This is a genomic window from Spirillospora sp. NBC_01491 (assembly GCF_036227065.1).
Lineage (GTDB): Bacteria > Actinomycetota > Actinomycetes > Streptosporangiales > Streptosporangiaceae > Spirillospora > Spirillospora xylanilytica.
The window spans coordinates 5,830,358-5,851,444 of the sequence record NZ_CP109432.1 but is presented as its reverse complement, the minus strand read 5'-3'; the positions used below and the strand labels follow the sequence as shown (position 1 = coordinate 5,851,444).

At 72.5% G+C, this 21,087-nt stretch carries 24 protein-coding genes; 12 read left to right on the top strand and 12 right to left on the bottom strand.

What is annotated here, in order from left to right; all coding sequences use genetic code 11:
• Positions 1 to 54: 54 nt before the first annotated feature.
• Positions 55 to 720: a PepSY domain-containing protein gene (locus OHA34_RS27300; RefSeq protein ID WP_329519320.1), complete on the bottom strand. Its 666-nt coding sequence runs from the start codon at positions 718 to 720 to the stop codon at positions 55 to 57.
• A 120-nt stretch (positions 721 to 840) separates the two neighbouring features.
• On the opposite strand from OHA34_RS27300, the gene OHA34_RS27295 reads away from it, so the two are divergent.
• From OHA34_RS27295 to OHA34_RS27285, 3 genes are all read left to right on the top strand, one after another.
• Complete coding sequence (locus OHA34_RS27295) at positions 841 to 1,572, top strand: response regulator transcription factor (RefSeq protein ID WP_285938717.1); 732 nt, start codon at positions 841 to 843, stop codon at positions 1,570 to 1,572.
• A complete protein-coding gene (locus OHA34_RS27290) occupies positions 1,569 to 3,002 on the top strand; it encodes a sensor histidine kinase (protein ID WP_329519319.1) in 1,434 nt (477 codons plus the stop codon). The genes OHA34_RS27295 and OHA34_RS27290 overlap by 4 nt, the downstream gene beginning before the upstream one ends.
• 143 nt (positions 3,003 to 3,145) lie before the next feature.
• Positions 3,146 to 3,982 (top strand): NAD-dependent epimerase/dehydratase family protein, encoded by an 837-nt coding sequence (locus OHA34_RS27285; RefSeq protein ID WP_329519318.1) that lies wholly within the window; start codon positions 3,146 to 3,148, stop codon positions 3,980 to 3,982.
• Positions 3,983 to 4,153: 171 nt separating this feature from the next.
• On the opposite strand, the gene OHA34_RS27280 is transcribed toward OHA34_RS27285, so the two are convergent.
• Positions 4,154 to 4,915, bottom strand: a complete 762-nt coding sequence (locus OHA34_RS27280) for a dioxygenase family protein (RefSeq protein WP_329519317.1) — start codon at positions 4,913 to 4,915, stop codon at positions 4,154 to 4,156.
• Between the two features lie 105 nt (positions 4,916 to 5,020).
• On the opposite strand from OHA34_RS27280, the gene OHA34_RS27275 reads away from it, so the two are divergent.
• On the top strand, positions 5,021 to 5,524 hold the full coding sequence (locus OHA34_RS27275; RefSeq protein WP_329519316.1) for a MarR family winged helix-turn-helix transcriptional regulator: 504 nt from the start codon (positions 5,021 to 5,023) through the stop codon (positions 5,522 to 5,524).
• Positions 5,525 to 5,565: 41 nt separating this feature from the next.
• Here OHA34_RS27275 and OHA34_RS27270 read toward each other — a convergent pair whose 3' ends face one another.
• Complete coding sequence (locus OHA34_RS27270; protein WP_329519315.1) at positions 5,566 to 6,675, bottom strand: winged helix DNA-binding domain-containing protein; 1,110 nt, start codon at positions 6,673 to 6,675, stop codon at positions 5,566 to 5,568.
• Positions 6,665 to 7,303: a TetR/AcrR family transcriptional regulator gene (locus OHA34_RS27265; protein WP_285938722.1), complete on the bottom strand. Its 639-nt coding sequence runs from the start codon at positions 7,301 to 7,303 to the stop codon at positions 6,665 to 6,667. Before OHA34_RS27265 ends, OHA34_RS27270 begins: the two co-directional genes overlap by 11 nt.
• Positions 7,304 to 7,448: 145 nt before the next feature.
• Between OHA34_RS27265 and OHA34_RS27260 the strand changes: the two genes are divergently transcribed.
• Positions 7,449 to 8,315, top strand: coding sequence for a class I SAM-dependent methyltransferase (locus tag OHA34_RS27260; protein WP_329519314.1), 867 nt, complete (start codon positions 7,449 to 7,451; stop codon positions 8,313 to 8,315).
• Positions 8,316 to 8,358: 43 nt separating this feature from the next.
• On the top strand, positions 8,359 to 8,976 hold the full coding sequence (locus tag OHA34_RS27255) for a TetR/AcrR family transcriptional regulator (RefSeq protein WP_329519313.1): 618 nt from the start codon (positions 8,359 to 8,361) through the stop codon (positions 8,974 to 8,976).
• Between the two features lie 14 nt (positions 8,977 to 8,990).
• On the opposite strand, the gene OHA34_RS27250 is transcribed toward OHA34_RS27255, so the two are convergent.
• Together OHA34_RS27250 and trpS are read right to left on the bottom strand one after the other, a co-directional pair.
• The gene (locus OHA34_RS27250) at positions 8,991 to 9,623 is read right to left on the bottom strand and encodes a hypothetical protein (protein ID WP_329519312.1); all 633 of its coding nucleotides are present in this window, start codon (positions 9,621 to 9,623) and stop codon (positions 8,991 to 8,993) included.
• 150 nt (positions 9,624 to 9,773) lie between these two features.
• Complete coding sequence (gene trpS, locus OHA34_RS27245; protein ID WP_285938726.1) at positions 9,774 to 10,850, bottom strand: tryptophan--tRNA ligase; 1,077 nt, start codon at positions 10,848 to 10,850, stop codon at positions 9,774 to 9,776.
• Positions 10,851 to 11,075: 225 nt separating this feature from the next.
• Between trpS and OHA34_RS27240 the strand changes: the two genes are divergently transcribed.
• From OHA34_RS27240 to OHA34_RS27230, 3 genes are all read left to right on the top strand, one after another.
• Positions 11,076 to 11,564, top strand: coding sequence for a MarR family winged helix-turn-helix transcriptional regulator (locus tag OHA34_RS27240; RefSeq protein WP_285938727.1), 489 nt, complete (start codon positions 11,076 to 11,078; stop codon positions 11,562 to 11,564).
• Between the two features lie 72 nt (positions 11,565 to 11,636).
• Entirely contained in the window at positions 11,637 to 13,145 is a 1,509-nt protein-coding gene (locus OHA34_RS27235) for an MFS transporter (RefSeq protein WP_285938728.1), read from the top strand.
• Positions 13,146 to 13,177: 32 nt separating this feature from the next.
• Positions 13,178 to 13,651 (top strand): pyridoxamine 5'-phosphate oxidase family protein, encoded by a 474-nt coding sequence (locus OHA34_RS27230; protein WP_329519311.1) that lies wholly within the window; start codon positions 13,178 to 13,180, stop codon positions 13,649 to 13,651.
• Positions 13,652 to 13,778: 127 nt separating this feature from the next.
• Here the strand turns inward: OHA34_RS27230 and OHA34_RS27225 are convergent, their stop codons facing one another.
• Both OHA34_RS27225 and OHA34_RS27220 read right to left on the bottom strand, forming a co-directional pair.
• Entirely contained in the window at positions 13,779 to 14,687 is a 909-nt protein-coding gene (locus OHA34_RS27225) for a M56 family metallopeptidase (RefSeq protein ID WP_285938730.1), read from the bottom strand.
• Positions 14,684 to 15,082: a BlaI/MecI/CopY family transcriptional regulator gene (locus OHA34_RS27220; RefSeq protein WP_285938731.1), complete on the bottom strand. Its 399-nt coding sequence runs from the start codon at positions 15,080 to 15,082 to the stop codon at positions 14,684 to 14,686. The genes OHA34_RS27225 and OHA34_RS27220 overlap by 4 nt, the downstream gene beginning before the upstream one ends.
• Before the next feature lie 92 nt (positions 15,083 to 15,174).
• Here OHA34_RS27220 and OHA34_RS27215 point away from each other — a divergent pair, with 92 nt between their 5' ends.
• Positions 15,175 to 16,758, top strand: a complete 1,584-nt coding sequence (locus OHA34_RS27215) for a cytochrome ubiquinol oxidase subunit I (protein WP_329519310.1) — start codon at positions 15,175 to 15,177, stop codon at positions 16,756 to 16,758.
• A complete protein-coding gene (locus OHA34_RS27210) occupies positions 16,755 to 17,678 on the top strand; it encodes a cytochrome d ubiquinol oxidase subunit II (protein WP_329519309.1) in 924 nt (307 codons plus the stop codon). The genes OHA34_RS27215 and OHA34_RS27210 overlap by 4 nt, the downstream gene beginning before the upstream one ends.
• A 97-nt stretch (positions 17,679 to 17,775) precedes the next feature.
• On the opposite strand, the gene OHA34_RS27205 is transcribed toward OHA34_RS27210, so the two are convergent.
• Positions 17,776 to 18,516, bottom strand: coding sequence for an alanyl-tRNA editing protein (locus OHA34_RS27205; protein ID WP_285938734.1), 741 nt, complete (start codon positions 18,514 to 18,516; stop codon positions 17,776 to 17,778).
• 81 nt (positions 18,517 to 18,597) lie between these two features.
• Between OHA34_RS27205 and OHA34_RS27200 the strand changes: the two genes are divergently transcribed.
• Positions 18,598 to 19,497, top strand: a complete 900-nt coding sequence (locus OHA34_RS27200; protein ID WP_329519308.1) for an SGNH/GDSL hydrolase family protein — start codon at positions 18,598 to 18,600, stop codon at positions 19,495 to 19,497.
• Between the two features lie 21 nt (positions 19,498 to 19,518).
• Here OHA34_RS27200 and OHA34_RS27195 read toward each other — a convergent pair whose 3' ends face one another.
• From OHA34_RS27195 to OHA34_RS27185, 3 genes are all read right to left on the bottom strand, one after another.
• Positions 19,519 to 19,884, bottom strand: a complete 366-nt coding sequence (locus OHA34_RS27195; protein WP_285938736.1) for a DUF2516 family protein — start codon at positions 19,882 to 19,884, stop codon at positions 19,519 to 19,521.
• Between the two features lie 209 nt (positions 19,885 to 20,093).
• Positions 20,094 to 20,582 (bottom strand): hypothetical protein, encoded by a 489-nt coding sequence (locus OHA34_RS27190; RefSeq protein WP_329519307.1) that lies wholly within the window; start codon positions 20,580 to 20,582, stop codon positions 20,094 to 20,096.
• Positions 20,579 to 20,995 carry a helix-turn-helix domain-containing protein gene (locus OHA34_RS27185; RefSeq protein ID WP_285938738.1) on the bottom strand — a complete coding sequence of 139 codons (417 nt, stop codon included), beginning with the start codon at positions 20,993 to 20,995 and terminating at the stop codon, positions 20,579 to 20,581. Before OHA34_RS27185 ends, OHA34_RS27190 begins: the two co-directional genes overlap by 4 nt.
• Positions 20,996 to 21,087: the final 92 nt, after the last annotated feature.

Here is a 21,087-nt window from a genome sequence, read left to right as displayed (position 1 = left end):
TTCGGCCGACCCCCTTCGCGTGGTCATCCGCGGCGCGCGGTGAGAGCGCCGGGCTCAGTCCTCGTCGACGGAGTCGGCGAGGACCTTCCCGCTGGCCGGGTCGAGCTTCAGCTCGTGCTCGGCGCCGTTCTGGACCACCTCGACCTCCCAGGAGCCGTCGTCGAACTCGACGGAGGTGACGGTGCCCGGGGTCTTCTCCAGGGCCAGGCCCGCCGCCTGCGCCGCGGTGGTCTTGGCGGCCTTGAGCGCCTCGGCCTCGGCCGCCGCCTCCTTGGCGTCGCCGTCGTCCGACTTGCCGTCGCCCTTCTCGGCGCCCTTCTCGGCGCCCTTCTCGGCGCCCTTCTCGGCACCCTTGCCGTCGTCGCCCTTCTCATCGCCCTTGTCCGGGCGGGGCACCTCGTTGCTGATCACCTTGCCGTCATTGGCGTCGAGGGTCACCTCGCGCCAGGTGCCGTCGGCCGTCAGGACGTCGGCCTCCCAGACGGTGCGGCCCTTCTCGTCGTCCAGTTCCAGCTCCTCGATCACGCCCGGCGCCGCCTTCTGCACGGCGTCCGCGGCCTGCACCGCGGTGACGCTGGCCTTGGCCGGGGCGTCCTTGTCCCCGTCGCCGTTCGGGTCCGCCGCGAACGCCGCGGCGCCTCCACCCGCCACCACACCGGCGGCGACCACCGAAACCAGCAGTCCGCGCTTGGACAGCACCTTCGAGAGTCCGGGCTTCATCGCTACCTCCTGTTCGGCGGACCCTGGTGGCCCGTCCGAGAACCACACTGGGCGGAGATCCTGTAGCGATCCTGAAGCGACCTGAAGACCGCTTCAGGGTCGTCTGACAGCCTGGGGGGCATGCGCCTGCTGATCGTGGAGGACGAGCGACGCCTGGCATTGTCCCTGGCCAGGGGCCTCATGGCCGAAGGATTCGCGGTGGACGTCGTCCACGACGGGGTCACCGGTCTCGACCATGCCGTGGTCCACGACTACGACCTGATCCTGCTCGACATCATGCTGCCCGGCCTGAACGGCTACCGGGTCTGCGCGGAGCTGCGGGCCCGGGGCGACGACACGCCGATCCTGATGCTCACCGCCAAGGACGGCGAGTACGACGAGGCCGAGGGCCTCGACACCGGGGCCGACGACTACCTGACGAAGCCGTTCTCCTACATGGTGCTGCTGGCCCGCGTCCGCGCCCTGCTGCGTCGCCGCACCCGTGGGGGCGCGCCGGCGATCGTGCTCGGCGACCTCACCATCGACCCCGGGGCCCGGAAGGTCCTGCGCGGCGACGTCGAGGTCGAGCTGACCGCCAAGGAGTTCGCCGTCCTGGAGCAGCTCGCCGTGAACGCGGGCCTGGTGGTCTCCAAGACGCAGATCATCGAGCACGTGTGGGACTTCGCCTACGAGGGCGATCCCAACATCGTCGAGGTGTACGTCAGCGCCCTGCGCCGGAAGCTGGACGCGCCGTTCGGCCGCAAGTCGATCGGCACGGTGCGGGGACTCGGCTACCGCCTCGCCGCGGACGGCGGCACGGACGAGCGCCCGGACCGCGGCCCGGACGGTCGCGCCGGGCCGGGTGGCCGATGAACAGGTGGTTCGGCTCCGTACGGGCCCGGACGACGGTGGGCGCCACCGTGGTCGTGGCGATCGCGCTGGTCGTGGCCGGGCTGGCGGTCGTGCTCCTGCTCCGCGCCAACCTCGGCGAGCAGGCGGACCTGCGGGCCGAGGTGGCCGCCCGCGAGGTCGCCGGGCAGCTCGCGTCCGGCACGCCGTACAGCGCGCTCGACCTGCCCGATGACGAGGACCATCCGGTGCAGGTGATCGGGTCCGGCGGGCGGCTCCGGGCGGCCAGTGAAGACCTCAAGGCGATCAGCGGAACGGGGAGCGGCGCCGTACGGTCCGCACCGTCGCCGTCGACGACCTCCGACGACGACGGCGACGACCGGGACCGCGACGCCCCCGGGCGCGGCGAGATCTCCTCCCATCCCGGCTACTCGACGGGGACGGCGACCGTGGACGGCCGCACTGGGGAGTACCGCTTCGCGGCCCTGCGGGTCACCACCCCCGCGGGCGAGACGGTGACCGTGTACGCGGGCGCCGACCTGGAGTCGGCGCACGCGGCGGTCGGCACGGTCACCAGGGCGATGCTCATCGGGCTCCCCCTCCTGCTGGCCGTGGTCGCCGGCGTGACATGGCTGGTCACCCGGCGCGCGCTGCGTCCCGTGGCGGCGATCCGGACGGAGCTGGCCGAGATCACCGCCGCCGGCGACCTGGCCCGCCGCGTGCCGGAACCGAGGACCCGGGACGAGGTCGCCCATCTGGCGGCCACCACCAACGCCACCCTGTCCGCGCTGGAACGCTCTGTGGCGCGGCAGCGCGGGTTCGTCGCGGACGCCTCGCACGAGCTGCGCAGCCCCATCGCGTCGCTGCGCACGCAGTTGGAGGTGGCCGCCGCGCACCCGGAGCTGCTGGATCTGGACGGGCTGGTCGACGACGTCGTCCGCCTCCAGCATCTGGCCGCCGACCTGCTGCTCCTGGCCCGCCTTGACGCGGGGGACCGGCCACTGACCGGGGAGCCGGTCTCCCTGGCCGAGCTGGTCCGCGAGGAGGCGGCCCGACGCGCGGGCGCGCGAGTGCCGGTCGAGACCGACGTCGCGGCCTCCCCGCGTGTCGTGGGCAGCCGCGGGCGGCTGTCCCGCGTTCTGGGCAACCTGCTCGACAACGCGCAGCGACACGCCGCCACTGTCGTCCGGATCACGCTGGCGGAGGAGAACGGGCAGGCGGTGGTGCGGGTCACCGACGACGGGCCGGGCGTCCCGGCGGCCGACAGGGAACGGATCTTCGAGCGGTTCGTCCGTCTCGACGACGCCCGGAGCCGGGATGAGGGCGGCGCGGGACTGGGACTCGCCATTGCACGTGACCTGGTACGCGCCCACGGCGGTACGCTCGTGTCGGGCGAGACCCCGGAGGGCGGCGCGCTCTTCGAGGTCCGGCTGCCCATCGAACGAATCGGCTGAAACAGAGCAGAGCATCGTCCGCCGTCGTTTCGGCCGCCGCGAAGGGGCACCGACTCCCCTGGCCGGGCGTGACCTGGCGAGAGTCCTTGCCTATCCTGCCGTCGAGACGACCACAATGGCGTGAAAGTCGTGGAGGTACCCCCTTGAAGATTCTCGTCGCCGGCGCGACCGGCGTTGTCGGCCGCCGGCTGATCCCGTTGCTCGTCCAGGCGGGCCACGAGGTCGCCGGGACGACCCGACACGCCGACCGCGCCCGATCCGTCAGCGAACAGCACGCCACGCCGGTCGTGGTGGACGTGCTCGACGCGGACGCCGTCCGCGCGGCGGTCGGGACCGAGCGGCCGGACGTCGTGATCCACCAGCTCACCGACCTCACCGGGGAGGATTTCAACGCCAACTCGCGGCTGCGCATCGCGGGCACCCGCAACCTCGTCGACGCCGCGAAGGCGGCGGGCGTCGAGACGATGATCGCCCAGAGCATCGCGTGGGTGTACCTCCCGGGCGACACGCCCGCGGTGGAGTCCGACCCGCTCGACCCGTCGCTGCTCCCGTACGCGGGCGTGGCCGGGCTGGAGAAGGCGGTCGCCGAGATGCCGCGCGGGGTGGTGCTGCGGTACGGGGCGCTGTACGGACCCGACACCTGGTACGCGAAGGACGGCGCCATGGCCGAGCGGGTGCGCGCGGGGAGCCTGCGCCCGAGCCCTTCCTGGACGTCGTTCGTCCACGTCGACGACGCTGCCGCCGCCGCACTCGCGGCGCTCGACTGGCCCGCGGGGGCGGTCAACATCGTCGACAACGAGCCGGCGACCACGGCCGAGTGGCTGCCGGTCTACAGCGCGGCGCTGGGTGCTCCGTCGCCGGGCCCGGCGGCACGGCACGCCGCCGCCACGAGCCGTCCGGCGTCCAACGCCAAGGCGCTGAGCCTCGGCTGGAAGCCGCGGGTCCCGTCCTGGCGCACCGGTTTCGCCGAGATCGGCTGAGCCGCCGGAGGAGCCTGAGAACCGATCTGAGCGGGGGTTGGACCCGGCGGGGGCCGGGATGGCGGGGCGGATCCGGCAGGGGCCGGGGCCGAGCTGCGAGCGGGCCTGGGCGGGGCCGAGGGCGCACGGTGGTCGGCGCACGGTGGTCGGCCGGGCGGCGGGCGGCGGGTCTCAGCCGAACTGGAACGAGCGCTTGGCCAAACCGAACCAGTAGCCGTCGATGACGGTGCTGCGGCCGGCGGGGGCGTCGGCGTCAGCGCCGAGCGTGACGAACAACGGGGCGAAGTGCTCTGTGCGGGGATGCGCGATGCGCGCCGCAGGGGCCTTCACACGGAAATCGAGCAGCGAGTCGACGTCGCCAGAGGCGACCGCGCGGTCCGTCCATGCGTCGAACTCGGCGGACCAGGCGGGCGGCGGGGCGTCCGGACCAGAGCCCATCTCCCGCAGGTTGTGCGTGGTGAATCCGCTGCCGACGATGAGCACGCCCTGGTCGCGCAGTGGCGCCAGGCTGCGTCCCACCTCGAAGAGCCGTGCGGGATCGAGGGTCGGCATCGACATCTGTAGTACTGGAATGTCGGCGTCCGGATACATCTCCACCAGCGGCACGTACGCGCCGTGGTCGAGGCCGCGCTGCTCCTCCTGGTGGACGTCCGGCAGCAGCTTGCGCACGTCCGCGGCCAGTTCGGGCGCGCCGGGGGCCTCGTAACGGACGTCGTAGTAGTGCTGCGGGAAGCCCCAGAAGTCGTACACCAGCGGGACCGTCCGGGTCGCGCCGATGGTCAGCGGCGCCTCTTCCCAGTGCGCCGACACCATGAGGATCGCCTTCGGCCGGGGCAGCCGGGCCGACCAGCGGGAGAGCTGGCCGGTCCACACCGGGTCGTCGGCCAGCGGCGGAGCGCCGTGGCTGAGGTAGAGCGCGGGCATCCTGGCCATGTCGTCCCCCTGGGGCGGTTATTTGAGCGTTCAAGTATCACCTTAGAGGCAAGATATTGAATCTTCAAGTCTTGAGGGTTCAAGTGTCTGGATTAGGCTGGGGGCATGACCGAGACGCGGTGGCTCGACGCCGATGAGCAGCAGACCTGGCGCGCCTTCCTGTGGACCTCGCGCCTGCTCAACGAGGCGCTGGACCGCCAGCTCCACCGCGATTCGGGCATCCCGCACGCCTACTACATGATCCTGGCGATGCTGTCGGAGGCGCCGGGCCGGTCGCTGACCATGACCGAGCTGGCCGCGATCGTGCACTCCTCCGCCAGCCGCCTCTCCCACGCGGTCAACCGACTGGAGGAGGCCGGCTGGGTCCGGCGGGCCAAGCACACGGGCGATCGCCGCACGACGGTCGCCGAGCTGACCGACGCCGGCTTCGACGTCCTGGCCGCCGCCGCACCCGGGCATGTCACCGAGGTGCGGCGCCGGCTCTTCGACCCGCTCTCCCGCGAGCAGGTGGCCGAACTCCGGGAGACCCTCCACACCCTGCTGGCCGCGCTGGACGCCGAAAGCGACAGCCCTTGCGCCCGTACGGGCGACCTGTCCCAGGAGGGGTGACCGAACCCCGGTTCCGCACGGCCTTCAGTGGCCGGGCCGGTTCAAGAGGCGAAAAGGACCTCATGGGAGTCGGCGTCGGGATGGGCGGCGACCAGGAGGCGGGTGGCCTCTTCGACCAACGCGTCCCGGACGGGGCCGGACAGCGGTGAGAACGGGTCGACGCGCAGGGTGGCCGCGCGGCGCTTCTTCTCCATCTTCCACATGCCGTGGACGAAGCCGTCCACCAGGAACGTCGCGCGGATGATGCCGTTGATGGTGAAGACCCGCTTGCGGTGCTCATCGGTGATGATGCGGGACCGGTCGCTGTGCGAGAGCAGCAGGTTGTCGAAGTCGGGGACGAACCGGACGGGCGCGGGTGTTCCGGGGTCGGGGCGCGGCGCGTCCGGCAGGTCGTACAGCACCCTGCCGTTCTCGTCCGCGAACGTGCACAGCCTGGCCCCGAGGCGGTCGAAGACCTCGCCTAGGCGGGTGAGCCCGGACCACTGCTGCGCGTCCTGCACGGTCGCCGGCCCGAACGCGGCCAGGTAGCGGAGCACGAGTTCATCGGCGGACAGCCCCGGGAGGGCGGGACCGAGCCAGGTCCCCAGAGTGGTGTGGCGGGCGGCGCCGGACGAGCCCCAGATGCCACGCGGCGGTACCTGGATGAGGTGCAGCGTGCAACGGACGCCCCAGGCGAGCAGCTCGGTGTCGTGGTCCGGCCACCGTTCGGCGAGCAGTGCCCTTAGCTCCTTGTCCGTTCGCGGCTCGTCCTCTAGGAATGCGCGGGCGTCGGCGGTGACGGCGGCGAAATCCACCTCGGCGAGTGGCGCACCGGTCGAGCTCCTGAGGACGCGGTCTAGCACCGCCTGTGTCAGCGGACGCAGTACGCGCGCGTCGCGGGCGCTGACCAGGTGCAGTGTTCCGCGCATCAGCACGATGCGCACGGCCAGTCGATCGCGCATGAGGCCGGCCAGCTCGTCGAACGCGAAGTCCTCCAGGCGGCTCCAGAGCCCGATGTACGGGGGGTTGGGCGCCTGCGACTGCATGCCGACGAGATGCTCGATCGTGTCGAGCGCGGACGCGCGGTGCCGCCGCAGCAGCCTCTGCCGTTCCAGCAGAGCGCGGTTGAGCGCCCGCCGGTCGAGGACGGTCGTGGGCCGGTCAGTCGTCATAGCGTCCTCGGAGTTCCTGCCAGGTGGGCGGTGGGCCTGGGAGCTCCCCGCCGTCCGGCATGTGCAGAGCGTCGAGGATCAGGGCCAGGTAGCGGTGCTGCAACAGGTTCATCCGCTCGTCGTCGCCGACGCGGATGGTGTGCAGGTGCTCGAGCAGGACGGAGATGTCGCCGACCTGGACGCCCGCGCGCAGGGCGCCCGCCTCCCGGGTCCGGTCGAGCAGCCGCTGGGTGGCCGCGTGGATCTCCCGGCCCTTGCGGCCCATCTCCTCGGTGACCGGGAAGCTCCCGGCGAGCCTGCTGGTCAGCGATCCGGCGCCGATGTCCAGGCAGCGGCACATGAAGCCGCTGAAGGAGTCCCACGGATCGCCCTCGGCGTCGAGGGCCTCCTGGACCACGGCGAGGTAGCGGTCCATGCCCTCGTCGGCGAGCCGCTGGAGCAGATCCTCCTTGCTCTTGTAGCGGCGGTAGAGGGCGCTGATCCCGACGCCCGCGCGCTCGGCGACGGCCGAGATCGGGGCGCCCGGGTCGGCGGTGAACACCGCCCGTGCCGCGTCCCGGATCAGGTCGTCGTTGCGTGCCGCCTGAGCCTTGCGCCCGCTCATGGGCGCCTGCGCGCTGGTGACCATGCCCGCAAGTATAGGGGAACGAAGGGTTCCGTTCTACTTTATGGGAGCACCCGGCACCGGCGGCGGGCGCCGCATTGACGTGCGCGCCACCGTCCCTCATCATGAACGAACGTTCATGAACGTACGTTCACCTGGAGGCCATCCCATGGCGGAGATCGTCAACACCGCGCAGTCCGAGGCGTGGAACGGCTATGAGGGACAGCACTGGGCCGCCCACTCCGACCGGTTCGACGCCGTGAACAGCGGCTTCAACGAGCGGCTCCTGAACTCCGCCGCGATCGGCGAGCGGGACAGGGTGCTCGACGTCGGCTGCGGCAACGGGCAGCTCACCCGGCTCGCCGCGCGCCGCGCGCCGCGCGGGCGGACCCTCGGCGTGGACCTGTCCGAGCCGATGCTCACCCGGGCGCGGGACCTCGCGGTGCGCGAGAACGTCCCGAACGTGTCGTTCGAGCGGGGCGACGCGCAGATCCACCCGTTCGAGGACGGCGGGTTCGAGGTCGCCCTGAGCCGGTTCGGGATCATGTTCTTCGCCGACCCGGTCGCCGCGTTCGCCAACATCGGCCGGGCCCTGGTCCCGGGCGGCCGGCTGGCCTTCGCCTGCATGGCCGAGCTGGACGGCACCGACCTCGGTACCGTCCTCGCCGCGGTGTCCCCCCACCTGACCCGCCCGCAGGGCGACGGCACCAGCCCCACCTCGTTCGCCGACCCCGGGCACGTCCGGGAGGTCCTCGGCGCCGCCGGGTTCGGCGACATCTCCTGCGAGCACGCCGAGGCCGACCAGGTGTGGGGACGCGACGTCGCGGACGCGGCGGAGTTCCTCGGCGCCTGGGGGCCGGTCAAGTACCGCCTCGGGCTGGTCGGTGCCGACGCGGCGCGGCGGGCGCGGGCGGCGCTCACCGACGCGCTGCGGGCCTTCGACGGCTCCGCCGGCGTCCGCACCCGGGGCACGGCCTGGCTGGTGACCGCCCGGGCCGCCGGGGCGACGGAGCCGTCCCCCTCCGCCACGGCGTGAGCACGGCATCGGGCGGGGCCGCGGCTCAATACGATGCCGGGTGATGTCACCAAGAAAAGCCGCGGCACTGCGCGACGGCGGAGACCTGACCCTGCGCGAGCACCTGATCGCCACCGCCGAGCGCCTGCTCGGCGAGCGCGGGAGCGCCGGCCTCACCGTGCGCGTCATCGCGCGGGAGGCCGGCGTGGCGGACGGCGTGCTCTACAACCACTTCGCGGACAAGGAGGAGCTGCTGGCGGTCGCCCTGCGCGCGCACGTCAAGGCCGTCGAGCGGACGCTGCCCGCACTGCCCGAACCAGGTGGCGGGACGGTCGAGGCCAACCTGCGCGTCCACATCGAGCACGGGTTGGCGATGCACCGCGCCATCCTGCCCGCCCTTACCGGGATGCTCGCGCAGCCGAACGTCCTAGCGCGGTTCGCGGCACTGAACGAGCCGGACGACTGGCGGGATCGGCTGGCCGCCTACCTGCTCGCCGAGGCGGAGCTGGGGCGGCTCGCCCCCGGCGCACGGGTGGACGCCGCGACCTCGATGATCGTCGGCGTCTGCCACGAGGCGGTGCTGTCGACGCTGTTCCAGGGGACGGCCGAGCCGCCCCCGTCCAAGGACGTCGACGATCTGGTCGCCGCCGTCCTGGACGGCATCGGCCCGAGCCGCACCTGACCGGCCCGTGCGCCTCAGCGCTTCGGCTGCGGCAGCAGGTCGGCGTGCCGGACGGTGTAGCCGCCCTTGGTCACCGGGGCGAACGCGGCGGGGGCCATGCAGGAGCCGACCGTGCTCTCGACCGGCTTGCCCTGCGCGTTCTCGGTGATGTTGCCGACGACCCAGGAGAGCCCGACCCGGTCGTGGTGCCGTCCGCCGTCCTGGACGCTGAACCCGAGCCGCTTGCCGACCCAGTCGGCCAGCGGCCCGTCCGCGCGGGTGACCTTCGCGGTGAACGCCGCGTTGCCCGGGCTGGTCGAGAGGCAGTCGACCTCGGCCTCGGCCCGGAGGGTCTGCTTCAGCGCGACCACGTAGTGCGAGATCTTCACCGTCCCGCGCGCGTCGGTGGGCAGCCCGTGCGGCACGTTCAGCTCGGGGAGCGGCCGGCTGTAGGGCGCGGCGTGCGCGTCGAAGGTGAACGAGCGGACGTCGTGGTCGGGCGCGAAGGTGAGGCGGAACTCCGCCGACCCCGTCACGCTCGCGGTCTTCGGCTCGCCGGCGGGCGCGGCCGGCGGCGCCGCGGACGCGGCGGTGGCACCGACAGTGACGGCGCTGATGGTGGCGGCGGTCAGGGCCAGGATCGAGATCTTCGTCTTGGTGCTGGGCATCGTCGTTCTCCCCTGTCGCATGTCATCCGGACCGCGGCCCGGCCCGATGTATCGATCATGCGATCCGCGCCCCCAGGCCCGCCTCCCCCGCGAAGGCCGGACGTGTCCCCCGCGCGGCGCCACCGCCTCCTTCTCCGGGACGAGCCGTCCTCAGGTGGTCATGCCCATCGCGGAGCGGACCTCGGCGAGGGTGCGTTCGGCCACATCGCACGCCCGGTCGTTCCCGTCTGCGAGGACGCGGCGCAGGTGGGCCCGATCGGCGACGAGTGCGGCGCGCCGGGCCCGCAGGGGACGCAAGAACTCATTGACCGCCTCGATGACCAGGCGCTTAAGCGCCGCCGACCCGCCGTCGCCGACCTCCGCGGCCACCTCGTGCGGGTCGCGGTCCTGGCAGAGCGCGGCGAGCAGCACCAGGTTGGACACCCCCGGACGGGTCTCCGGCTCGTAGGTGATGCGGCGGTCCGCATCGGTGCGGGCCCGGGTGAGCAGCCGCGCGGTCTCGTCGGCGGTGGCCGAGAGCGCGATGGCGTTGCCCCGGCTCTTGCTCATCTTCTGGCCGTCGCCGCCCAGCAGGTTCGGCGCCCGCGTCAGCAGCGCGTCGGGCACCGGGAAGACCTTCCCGTAGCGCTCGTTGAAGCGCCGCGCGATGGTCCGGGTGACCTCCTGGTGCGGGAGCTGGTCCTTGCCGACCGGCACCAGGTCGGCCTTGCAGAACAGGATGTCGGCGGCCTGGTGCACGGGGTAGGTGAACATCAGGCCGCTGACCGAGGACTGCCGCGACGCCCCGATCTCGTCCTTGACCGTGGGGTTGCGGCCCAGCTCGGCGACCGAGACCAGGGACAGGAACGGCAGCATGAGCTGGTTGAGCGCGGGGACGGCGCTGTGCCGGAAGATCGTCGCCGGGCCGGGGTCGACGCCGGCCGCCAGGTAGTCGGCGACCAGGCCCTCGACGTGCTCGTCCAGCCGGTCGGCGACGTCCCGGTCGGTGAGCACCTGGTAGTCGGCGACGAGCACGAAGAGCTCGACGCCCGCGCGCTGGAGCCGGACCCGGTTGGCGACCGTCCCGAAGTAGTGGCCGAGGTGGAGCGGGCCGGTGGGACGGTCGCCGGTCAGGATCCGGAATCCGGCCGGGTCCGCCGCTATGCGCTCTTCGAGTTCGAGGCTGCGGCGCTCGGCGGCACGCAGCGTCTCGCCCTCGGATACGGGGGTGGTGGTCGTGGTGTCCATGGGGTCTTCTCCTCGTCGTGGTCGAGGCCGTCCGGCCGGACGGGCCCCGCCACCGAAAAGAAGAAGGGCCGTCCGGATGGACGGCCCTGGCATGCGCGGTGTCGGCCGTCCTAGGACGGCCGCCAGCTCTGGCACGCGATGCGATGCATGCCGCCACGCTACCCGACCGGGCGATACGGGTGCCACTAGATAATCCAGAACGGGATCATATTGCTACCCTGAGGTATGACCTCCTTGACGCCCGCCCGCACCGAGCCGGACCTGTCCTTCCTCCTCGACCACACCGGCCATGTCCTGCGCACGCAGATGTCGGCGGCGCTCTCCGAGATCGGGCTGACCCCGCGCATGCACTGCGTCCTGGTGCACGCGTTGGAGGAGGAGCGAACCCAGATCCAGCTCGCCGAGATCGGCGACATGGACAAGACCACGATGGTGGTCACGGTCGACGCACTGGAGAAGGCCGGGCTCGCCGAGCGCCGCCCGTCCGACACCGACCGGCGGGCCCGGATCATCGCGGTCACCGAGGAGGGCGCGCGGCTCGCCGAGCGCAGCCAGAAGATCGTCGACGGGGTGCACCAGCGCGCGCTCAGCGCCCTGCCCGAAGACGAGCGGAGCGTGCTCGTCCGGGCGATGCACCGGCTGGTCAGCGGCTATCTCGCCACCCCGGAAGAGGTCGCGCAGCCGGTCCGGAGGGCACGCCAGAGCGCCAAGTAGATCCACACTGGATCGTCTACAACGAAATCATCTGTTACTGTCTCTCCCGTTCGCCCATGAACAGGAGAGACAGTGTCCGTCACCCCATCCACCGCGCCTCCCGGCTCCCGGTCCCGCACGCTCGCGCTCATCGTGCTCTGCGCCGGGATGCTGATGATCATCCTGGACGGCAGCATCGTCACCGTGGCGCTGCCCGCCATCCAGCGCGACCTCGGCTTCTCCCCCTCCGGCCTGACCTGGACGGTCAACGCCTACGTCATCGCGTTCGGCGGGCTGCTGCTGCTCTCCGGACGGCTCGGCGACCTGCTCGGCCGCCGGCGGATGTTCATCGCCGGGCTGACGGTGTTCACGCTCGCCTCGCTGCTGTGCGGGGTGGCGGCGAACCCGGCGATGCTGATCGCCGCCCGCTTCGTCCAAGGCACCGGCGGCGCGATGGCCTCCGCGGTCGGCCTCGGCATGATCGTCACCCTGTTCACCGAGCCGGGCGAACGGGCCAGGGCGATCGCCGTCTACGCGTTCACCGGCTCGGCCGGCGCGTCCATCGGGCAGGTGCTCGGCGGCGTGCTGACCGACGCGCTGAGCTGGCACTGGATCTTCTTCATCAACCTGCCGCTCGGCGTCGCCGCCGTGCTGCTCGCACTGCGCGCCCTGGAGGCCGACCGCGGCGCCGGGCTCGCCAAGGGCGCCGACGCGCTCGGCGCGCTGCTGGTCACCGCCGGGGTCATGCTCGGGGTGTACGCGATCGTCCAGGCCGAAGGGCACGGCTGGACCTCGGGCCGCACGCTCGGCCTCGGCGCGCTGTCGCTCGCACTGCTCGCCGCGTTCACCGGCCGCCAGGCCACCGCCGCGAATCCGCTGATGCCGCTGCGGGTCCTGCGGTCGCGCAACGTCTGGGGCGCCAATCTGATCCAGATGCTGATGCTGGCCGCGTTGTTCAGCTTCCAGATCCTCGTCGCGCTCTACATGCAGAACGTGCTGGGCTACGGCGCCACCAAGACGGGCCTGGCGCTGCTGCCGGCGGCGCTGACCATCGGGGCGCTGTCGCTCGGGCTCGCCGCCCGGCTCGCCGCCCGGTTCGGCGAGCGCGCGATCCTGCTGACCGGCCTGATCCTGCTGCTGGCCGGGCGGCTGCTGCTCACCCGGGTCCCGGTGGACGGCACGTACGCGCTCGACCTGCTGCCGGTGATGCTGCTGACCGGCGGGGGCGGGCTGGCCATGCCCGCGCTCACCTCGCTCGGCATGTCCGGCGCCGGCCCGGCGGACGCGGGGGTCGCCTCCGGCCTGTTCAACACCGGCCAGCAGATCGGCGCGGCGCTCGGCGTCGCCGCGCTGACCACGCTGGCCGCCACCCGCACCGACCACCTGCTGGCCGGCGGGAGCGACCGTCCGGCCGCCCTGACCGATGGCTACCGGCTGGCGTTCGAGATCGGCGCCGGGCTGATGGTCGCCGCGATCGCCCTCACCATCATCGTGCTGCGCCGCCCCGCGCCCCCCACCCCCACACCCGCCTCCCCGGCAGGCGCCGCCGTCACCGATGGCACCGCCCCGGCCGAGCAGGCCGGAACATCCGCCACCAGCTGAGATCCGACAGTTCACAACACCAGGAGTACGAGATGAGCAACGACCAAGGCCCGGGCCGCGGCCCCAGCCCCAAGCCCCTCGCCGACGCCCACCTGGCCAGGATGCTGGGCGAGCATCAGTTCGGGGCCCTGACCACGAACAAGCAGAACGGCCACCCGCACGTCTCGACCGTCATCTACGCCTGGGATCCGGACGAACGAATCGTCCGGATCTCGACGACCGCCGACCGCGCCAAGGTGCGTCAGCTGAGGAACGACCCGCGCGCCGCACTGTACGTCTCCAGCGACGACCACATGGCGTTCGCGGTGGCCGAGGGCGCCGCGGAACTCTCCGAGATCAGCGAGAGGCCCGGCGACGCGGCCGGTCTGGAGATGCTCGCGATGACCCCAGGGTTCGACGACCCTGGCGACGAACGCGTCTTCCTGGAGCGGATGGTCGAAGACCGCCGGTTGGTGATCCGCATCCGGGTGGCACGCCTCTACGGAACGGCACTGACCCCAGACTGACCCGTCCGCCATCGATGCCGAGGTTCAAGTGATCCCGCCTCAGCCGTCACGCGGGCGCGCGATGAAGCGCCCGCCCAGACCCGGTTAGGTACGAACCGCTAGGCGAGTGCCGTGGGCCGGGACTGCGCTAATGGGGCAGCGCGTAGAGGAGGACGGGGAGGCCGGCGATGACGGGGACGGCGACGATGGCGGCGAAGCGGGTCGAGCGCCGTACCGGCTTGGGCTCCAGCAGCCGGTTGACCCGGGCCATCACCGGGATGTCGTCGCGGGAGGCGACTCCGAGGGTGCCGGACGGGGCCGCGGCCGGGCGGGCCGCGGCGAAGCGCAGCAGCGCGGTGGCGAGCTCGCGCGGCGGCCGGTTCCGCCGGGCCCGGTCGTCGGCGGCCATCTCGATCAGCAGCTCGACCGCGTCGAGGCACCGTCCGACCAGCCGGAACTGGGGGAACACCTGGCGGAGCGAGGCGAACGGGAGCAGGACCAGGTCGTGCCGCTCGCGGGCGTGCGCGCGCTCGTGCGCGAGGACGGCGGCCAGTTCGGCGGAGTCGAGCAGTTCGAGGGTGCCGGCGCTGACCACGACCTTGGACGAGCGCACTCCCGGCACGCAGTACGCCGCGGCGGCCGGGTGGTCGAGGACCAGCGTGCCGGGCACCGCGGAGTCGTGGCGGGAGACCAGCGCGAGCAGGGCGCGGTGCCGGTGCCGGGCCCGGACGACCCGGACGACCGCGTACATCAGCATCGCCAGCAGCACGGCGGTGAGGCTGACCGCGGCGAGCAGCGCGGCCATGTGGGCGGCGTCGAGCCGTCCGGCCTGGTCGCCGAGCAGGCCGGGGAGGCCGCCCGCGATGCCCTTGCGGTAGGGCAGCAGGGCCAGCCCGAGCAGCGTGCCGATGGTGGCGATGCCCCAGCCCAGCCCGAGCGACTGCCAGAGGACGATCCCGGTTCGGGGGGTGCGCCAGGTCCACCGTGCCTTCGACAGCAGGTGCGCCCCGCCGATGGTCCCCAGCGAGATCAATGCGAGCAGGGCGGTGCCCGTCATGCCGGTGGCTCCTTGCCGGCGAGGCCGCCGCCCATGAGGCCGGCCAGGGCCTGCCGGATGACGTCGGCCTCGTCCTGCGAGACAGAGCGGACGAAGTGGGCGAGCGCGGCGTCGCGGTCTCCGGTCTCGTTCAGGGCGCCGAGCATGAGCTCGGTCACGTAGCCCTCGCGGCTCGCGACCGGATCGTAGCGCCAGGCCCGCCCGTCACGCTCGCGTTCGAGGTAGCCCTTCTTCGCGAGCCGGTCGAGCACGGTCATCACGGTGGTGTGGGCGAGGTCGCGGTCGTGCGCGAGCGCGCGGCTCACGTCGCGGGCGGTGGCCGGCTCCAGGCCGGCGTCCTCCCGCGCCCAGAGGATCTCCATGACCGTGCGTTCAAGCTCTCCCAAACCCTTCACGTCAGCCAGGTTAGCCGACTATGAGGCATATCACCACGTCGAGTAGTACTACTGCCAGGAGTACTACAGCTCGTAGTACTACATTCGGTCGTATGAGCACCGTCGCGCTCCTCGCCGACGCGGTCACCGCCGCGTCCCCACTCGCCGACGCGGCCGGTCACGCCGCGTCCCCTCTCGCGGACGCCGCCCACGGCGCCGCCTCACCGGCCGACTTCATGGCCGCGCGCCAGCAGATGGCCTTCACCCTGGGCTTCCACATCGTGCTGGCCTCCATCGGTATCGGCCTGCCCGCGATCACCCTGCTCGCCGAATGGCGCGCGCTGCGCACCGGCGACCCGGTCTACGCCGAGCTCGCCCGGCGCTGGATGAAGGCCGCCGGGGTGCTGTTCGCCGTCGGCGCGGTGTCGGGCACCGTGCTGTCGTTCGAGATGGGCACGCTGTGGCCCGGCTTCATGGACAAGTACGGGCAGGTCTTCGGCGCCGCGTTCGCCCTGGAGGGGATCGCCTTCTTCATCGAGGCGATCTTCATGGGGATCTACCTGTACGGCTGGGACCGGCTGTCCCCCCGCGTGCACTTCCTCACCGGGATCCCGGTCGTGATCGCCGGACTGCTGTCGGCCTCGTTCGTCCTCACCGTCAACTCCTGGATGAACCAGCCCCGCGGCTTCAAGCTCGTCGACGGCGAGGTCACCGACGTGAACCCGCTCGCCGCGATGTTCAACCCGGCCACCCCCGTCCAGGCGGTGCACCTGATCCTCGCCTCCCTGATGGTCTGCGGGTTCATCGTGGCCTCGGTGTACGCGGTGGCGCTGCTGCGCGACCACCGGGCCGGACGGGTCGACCGCTACCACCGCCTCGGCTTCGCCATCCCGTTCTCGCTCGGCGCGGTCTGCGCCCCCCTCCAGGTGGTGGTCGGCGACTGGGCGATCCGGTTCGTCGCCGACAACCAGCCGGCCAAGTTCGCCGCGATGGAGGGTGTGGAGCACACCGAGGCCGGGGTGCCGTTCCGGTTCGCGGTCTTCGAGATCCCGAACGCGCTGTCGATGATGCTGAAGTTCGACGCGCACGCCACGCTGCGCGGCATGGACTCGATCCCGGCGGACGTCCGGCCGCCCGCCGAGGTGGTCAAGACCTCGTTCGAGATCATGATCGCGCTCGGGATGGCGCTGCTCGCGCTGGCCGCCTGGTGGGCGCTGTCCTGGTGGCTGCGGCGCCGCGCCGCCGGCCGGACCGGCGACCTGGACGGCCGCCGCGAGCTGCCCTGGAAGCCCTGGTTCCTGCGCGCCGCGACGCTCACCGGCGTCGCCGCCGCGATCGCCATGGAGGCGGGCTGGACCACCACCGAGGTCGGCCGCCAGCCCTGGATCGTGTACGGCGTGATGCGCACCGAGGAGGCCGTCAACCCGAGCCCCGGGCTGCGCTGGGGCCTGTACATCGTCGTCGGCGTCTACGCCGTGCTCGCCGCCGCGACGATCAGCGTTCTGCGCCGCATGCGCCGCCGCCCGGAACCGGCCCTGCCCGGCGGTGGCACCCCGGCACCGCCGGCCGCGCCGGAGCCCCCGTCCACCGGCGGCCCGGCCTCAGGCTCCGGCGGCCCGGACGCCGTTCCCGGCTCCGATTCCGACGATGCCGACTCCGACTCCGACTCCGACTCCAGGGTGGGGAGCCACCGATGAGCTACGCCGACGCCGCGCTCGGGCTGATCCTGCTGGGCCTGTCCGCCTACCTGCTGTTCGGCGGCGCCGACTTCGGCGCCGGGCTGTGGCACCTGCTGACCCGGCGGCGCGCCGACAAGGACGTCATCGAGCACGCCATGGGGCCGCTGTGGGAGGCCAACCACGTCTGGCTGGTCTTCGTGATGGTGATGTCGTGGACCGCGTTCCCCCCGGTCTTCGCCGACATCATGTCCGCGCACTGGGTGCCGCTGTCGCTGGCCGCCCTCGGCATCGTCGCGCGGGGCAGCACGTTCGTGTTCAGCAAGGCCGACCCGGACCAGCCCTGGTACCCGTGGATCTTCGGGCTCTCCTCAATCGTCACGCCGTACTGCCTCGGCTCGGTGGCCGCCGTCGTCGCCACCGGCGGCACGACCTGGCTGAGCCTGGCCGGGGTGTACGGCGGGGTGCTCACCACCGCGCTGTGCGCCTACCTGGCCGCCGTCTACCTGATCTGGGACGCGCGGCGGCTCGCCGGCTATGAGATCTCCATGCACTTCCGCGGCTACGCGCTGGTCTCCGGTGCCGCCGTCGGGCTGCTCGCGCTGCCCGGCGCCGCCGCGCTCGGGGTGCGGTCGCCGCTGATCCTGCTGTCGACCGCGGCCGGGCTGGCGTCCCTGGTGATGATCGCGCGCCGCGCCTACCTGGCAGTGCGGGTGACCGGCGCGCTCGCGGTCGTGGCCGTGCTGTGGGGCGCCGCCGGGATGGCCGGACTCGACCTCGACGCCGCCGCCGCGCAGGACACGGTGCTCCAGGTGGTGTTCGTCGCCCTCGGGGCGGGCGCGCTGGTCCTCGTCCCGTCGATGGCGTGGCTGTTCGTGCTGTTCCAGCGCGCGGACGCGGACGGCGTGGGCGGCACGGTCAGCGGCCACCGAACGGGATGACCAAGAAGACGACGGCGATGACGGAGACCGCTGACACGATCGACCGGGTCTTCGCCTTCTCGGACGCGGCCCGCGCGGCCCGGTGGGCCGCGGCTCCTCAGTCGGAGAGCTTGATCCGGAGGCGGCGGAAGCCCCGCCCCTTGTTCTCGACCTTCGCCACCGTGATGCGGCCGACCTGGCGGGTGGAGGCCACGTGGGTGCCGCCGTCGGCCTGGGTGTCGAGGCCGGCGATGTCGACGATCCGCACGTCCTCGACCTCGGGCGGCACCAGGTTGGTGGCGGTGCGGATGATGTCGGGGATCGCGAACGCCTCGGCGCGGGGCAGCGTCCGGACGTCGATCCGGCGGTCGGACTCGACCTCCAGGTTGCACGCGTCCTCGACGGCCTGCTTGAAGCCGGGCGGCACCTCGGGCAGGTCGAAGTCCATCCGGGCCGACAGGGGCTCCATGTTGCCGCCGGTCACCAGGCAGCCGTAGTCGCGGAACACCACGCCGCAGAGAAGGTGCAGGCCGGAGTGGGTGCGCATCAGCGCGGTGCGGCGGTCGTCCTGCACCGCGCCGCGCACCGCGGTGCCCACCGGCGGGACGGGGTCGCCCTCGGCCGGGACCAGCACGAGATCATCGGTCTTGCGGATCCCGGCGACACGGGTCTGCACGCCCTGCCACAGCAGCACCCCGTGGTCTGGCGGTTGCCCCCCGCCACCCGGATAAAATGCGGACTTGTCGAGGATGATCCCCTCGGGTCCCGCGTCGAGCACGACGGCGTCCCATTCGCGTAGCGACTGGTCGTCGAGCTCTAGCCGGGCGGTGCGTCCATGGTGATGGGTCCCCACGCTCATGCCCCTCACCTTAGGGTCCGCACGGCCGGGTGCCCTCGATCTTGTTCGTTTGCCGTGTGCGTGTAGAGAGGGCTCCCCCCGTTGCCCCGACTGTTCTCCTCCGCTGTCGCCGTGCTGCTGGTGCTGGCCCTCTGCGTGGCGTCCGCGGCGCCCATACGCGGGGGCCACAGCACCGCCCTGGCCGAACCCGTCCGCCGCGCGCCGGTGGTGTTCGCGCTCGGTGACAGCTACACGATGGGCATCCGCGGGATCACGCCCGAACGCGCCTACGCCGCCGAGGTGGCCCGGACGCTCGGCTGGCAGATCGTGCTCGCCGGGCACGCGGGCACCGGCTTCGTGGGGACGGGCCTCACCCGCAAGACGTTCGGGACGCTCTTCAACGAGCAGCTCGCCTGGCGTCCCGCCCCCGACATGGTGCTGATCTCCGGCGGCCACAACGACGTGTGGTATCCGCCGGAACTCGTCGCGCAGCGGGCGCGCGAGCTGCTGAACACCGCCCGGCACCGCTGGCCGGGGGCGCAGCTCCTGCTGATAGGGCCGATGTGGGGCGGAGACCCCGGGCCGAAGGCGCTCAGGGTGCGCGACGTGCTGCGCGAGGCGGCGTCCGGGCTGGGGGTCCCGTTCATCGACCCGCTCGCCGAACGGTGGATCACCGGCAGCGTGCGCAGGCAGACCGGCAACGCGGCGCGCTTCATCCGGGCGGACGGCACGCACCCGAACCCGGCCGGCAACCTGTTCATCGCGGGCCGCCTCGTCGCCGACCTGCGGACGCTCGGGCTGACCCGGCCGGTGCTCGGCCGGACGAAGGTCACCTTCCGGCCGGGCCCGTCACCCGCGCCGGCCGCGACGCCGCCTCTGGACGCCGGCCGCCAGGGCGGTCACGGCACCGGCCGCCAGGGCGAGGGCATCGGCGCCGAGGGCACCGGACGCGAGCGCGGCACCGGCCGTTCAGGGGGCGGACGCCCAGGCGAAGGACGCTGAGGCGAAGGACTCAGGCGGCGGTCACCAGGGGCCGTAGGGGCCCATGTTGGACCGCCCGCCGCCCCCGCGCTTCTTCTTGTACGGGGCGACCGCGGGCCGGACGTCGGCCAGGTACACCGCGGCGGCGATGAACGCGGCGACGGGCAGGATGCCGAGCAGCAGCGACACGGGCCGCACGCCCAGCATCGCCGGCGCGGCCGTGTAGGCGCCGCCGACGACCGCCGCCACGATCAGGATGATCGTCCAGAGCTTCTTGGTCTGCTTGCCCGCCGCGGCGTAGGCGTCGGCGGACACCGTCAGCCCGTCGACCAGCGCCCAGGCCTCCATCACGAAAGCGATGACCAGAAGAAGCCAGAAAAAGTAGTCGAGGATGCCGAAGTCGGCCACCGGTGATCAGCGCTCCTGCCTGTCTCGGACGGCGACTCCTTGTCGCGCACCAGGGATCTCCGCCCCAACCCTATGCGGGCCGTCCAGTCCGGCGCCGGAAGCACCGTCCGCCGGAGAGACGTCGGGGCCCGGCCGGGGGTTCCCGGCCGGGCCCCGGTCTGCGGGCGGGACCGTCCGCGAGGGCGGGGCGCCCCGGCGGAGCGGACGGCTCAGGCGCCGCTCTTCTTCGTGCGACCGGCGGCGGGCTTGCCCGCGTCGCCGGCGGTGACCGCGGCGACGTCCTCGGCCGACCCGGCGACCTCGGCGGCACCGCGGTGCACGACGCCCTTGCCGCGCTCGGCGAGCTCGTCGATGAATCCGACGGTACGGCTGCCGAAGTGGGTCACGTACGCCACCGCGGCGCCCGGCAGGTCCTTGGCGTCGACCCGGTCCTGGAGCTTGGTGACGTTCTCGCGCGCCTCGCCGCGGTACCGGTCGACGTTCTTGCGGGCCTCGGCCCGGTACCGGTCGACGGTCCCGCGCACCTGGTCGCGGTACTTGTCGAGGTTGCCGCGGACCTCGTCCTGGTACTTGGTGGCCGTCTCGCGCGCCCTGGTCACCTGCTCGGGGACCTCGCGGAGCTTCTCGACGGCGAGGTCGCCCGCGCCCGCCACGGTGTAGACGGCCTTGTTCTCGCGGAGATTGCCTGCCAGAGTCATCCGGTTTCATCCTCTCTCATCAGTACGGGTGCGGTCGTGTCATGGGGTCCGTCCTCGCCGAGCAGGCCGGTCGCCTCGTTCTCCTTGCGGAAGGAGGCGTAGATGTCGAACATCACCTGCTTCTGCCGCTCGGTGAGGAGCAGGTCGGCCCGGAGCGCGGCCTCCACATCGGTGTCGGCCTCGCGTTCCTCGAGGATCCCGGCCTGGATGTAGAGCGCCTCCGCCGAGATCCGCAGCCCCTTGGCGATCTGCTGGAGGATCTCGGCGCTCGGCTTGCGCAGGCCGCGCTCGACCTGACTCAGGTAGGGATTGGAGATCCCCGAGACGTCCGCGAGCTGACGCAGCGAGATCTTCGCCCGGGTGCGCTGCTCGCGGATGTACTCGCCGATCGAGCCGACCTTCGAACCAGCCATGTCTCCACCTTGCGTCACGGTGCTTGCAATTGCAAGCACGCTTGCTAGCACTCGGCGGTGATACCCCTCACACGCCGGCGAGCCGCCTCGGC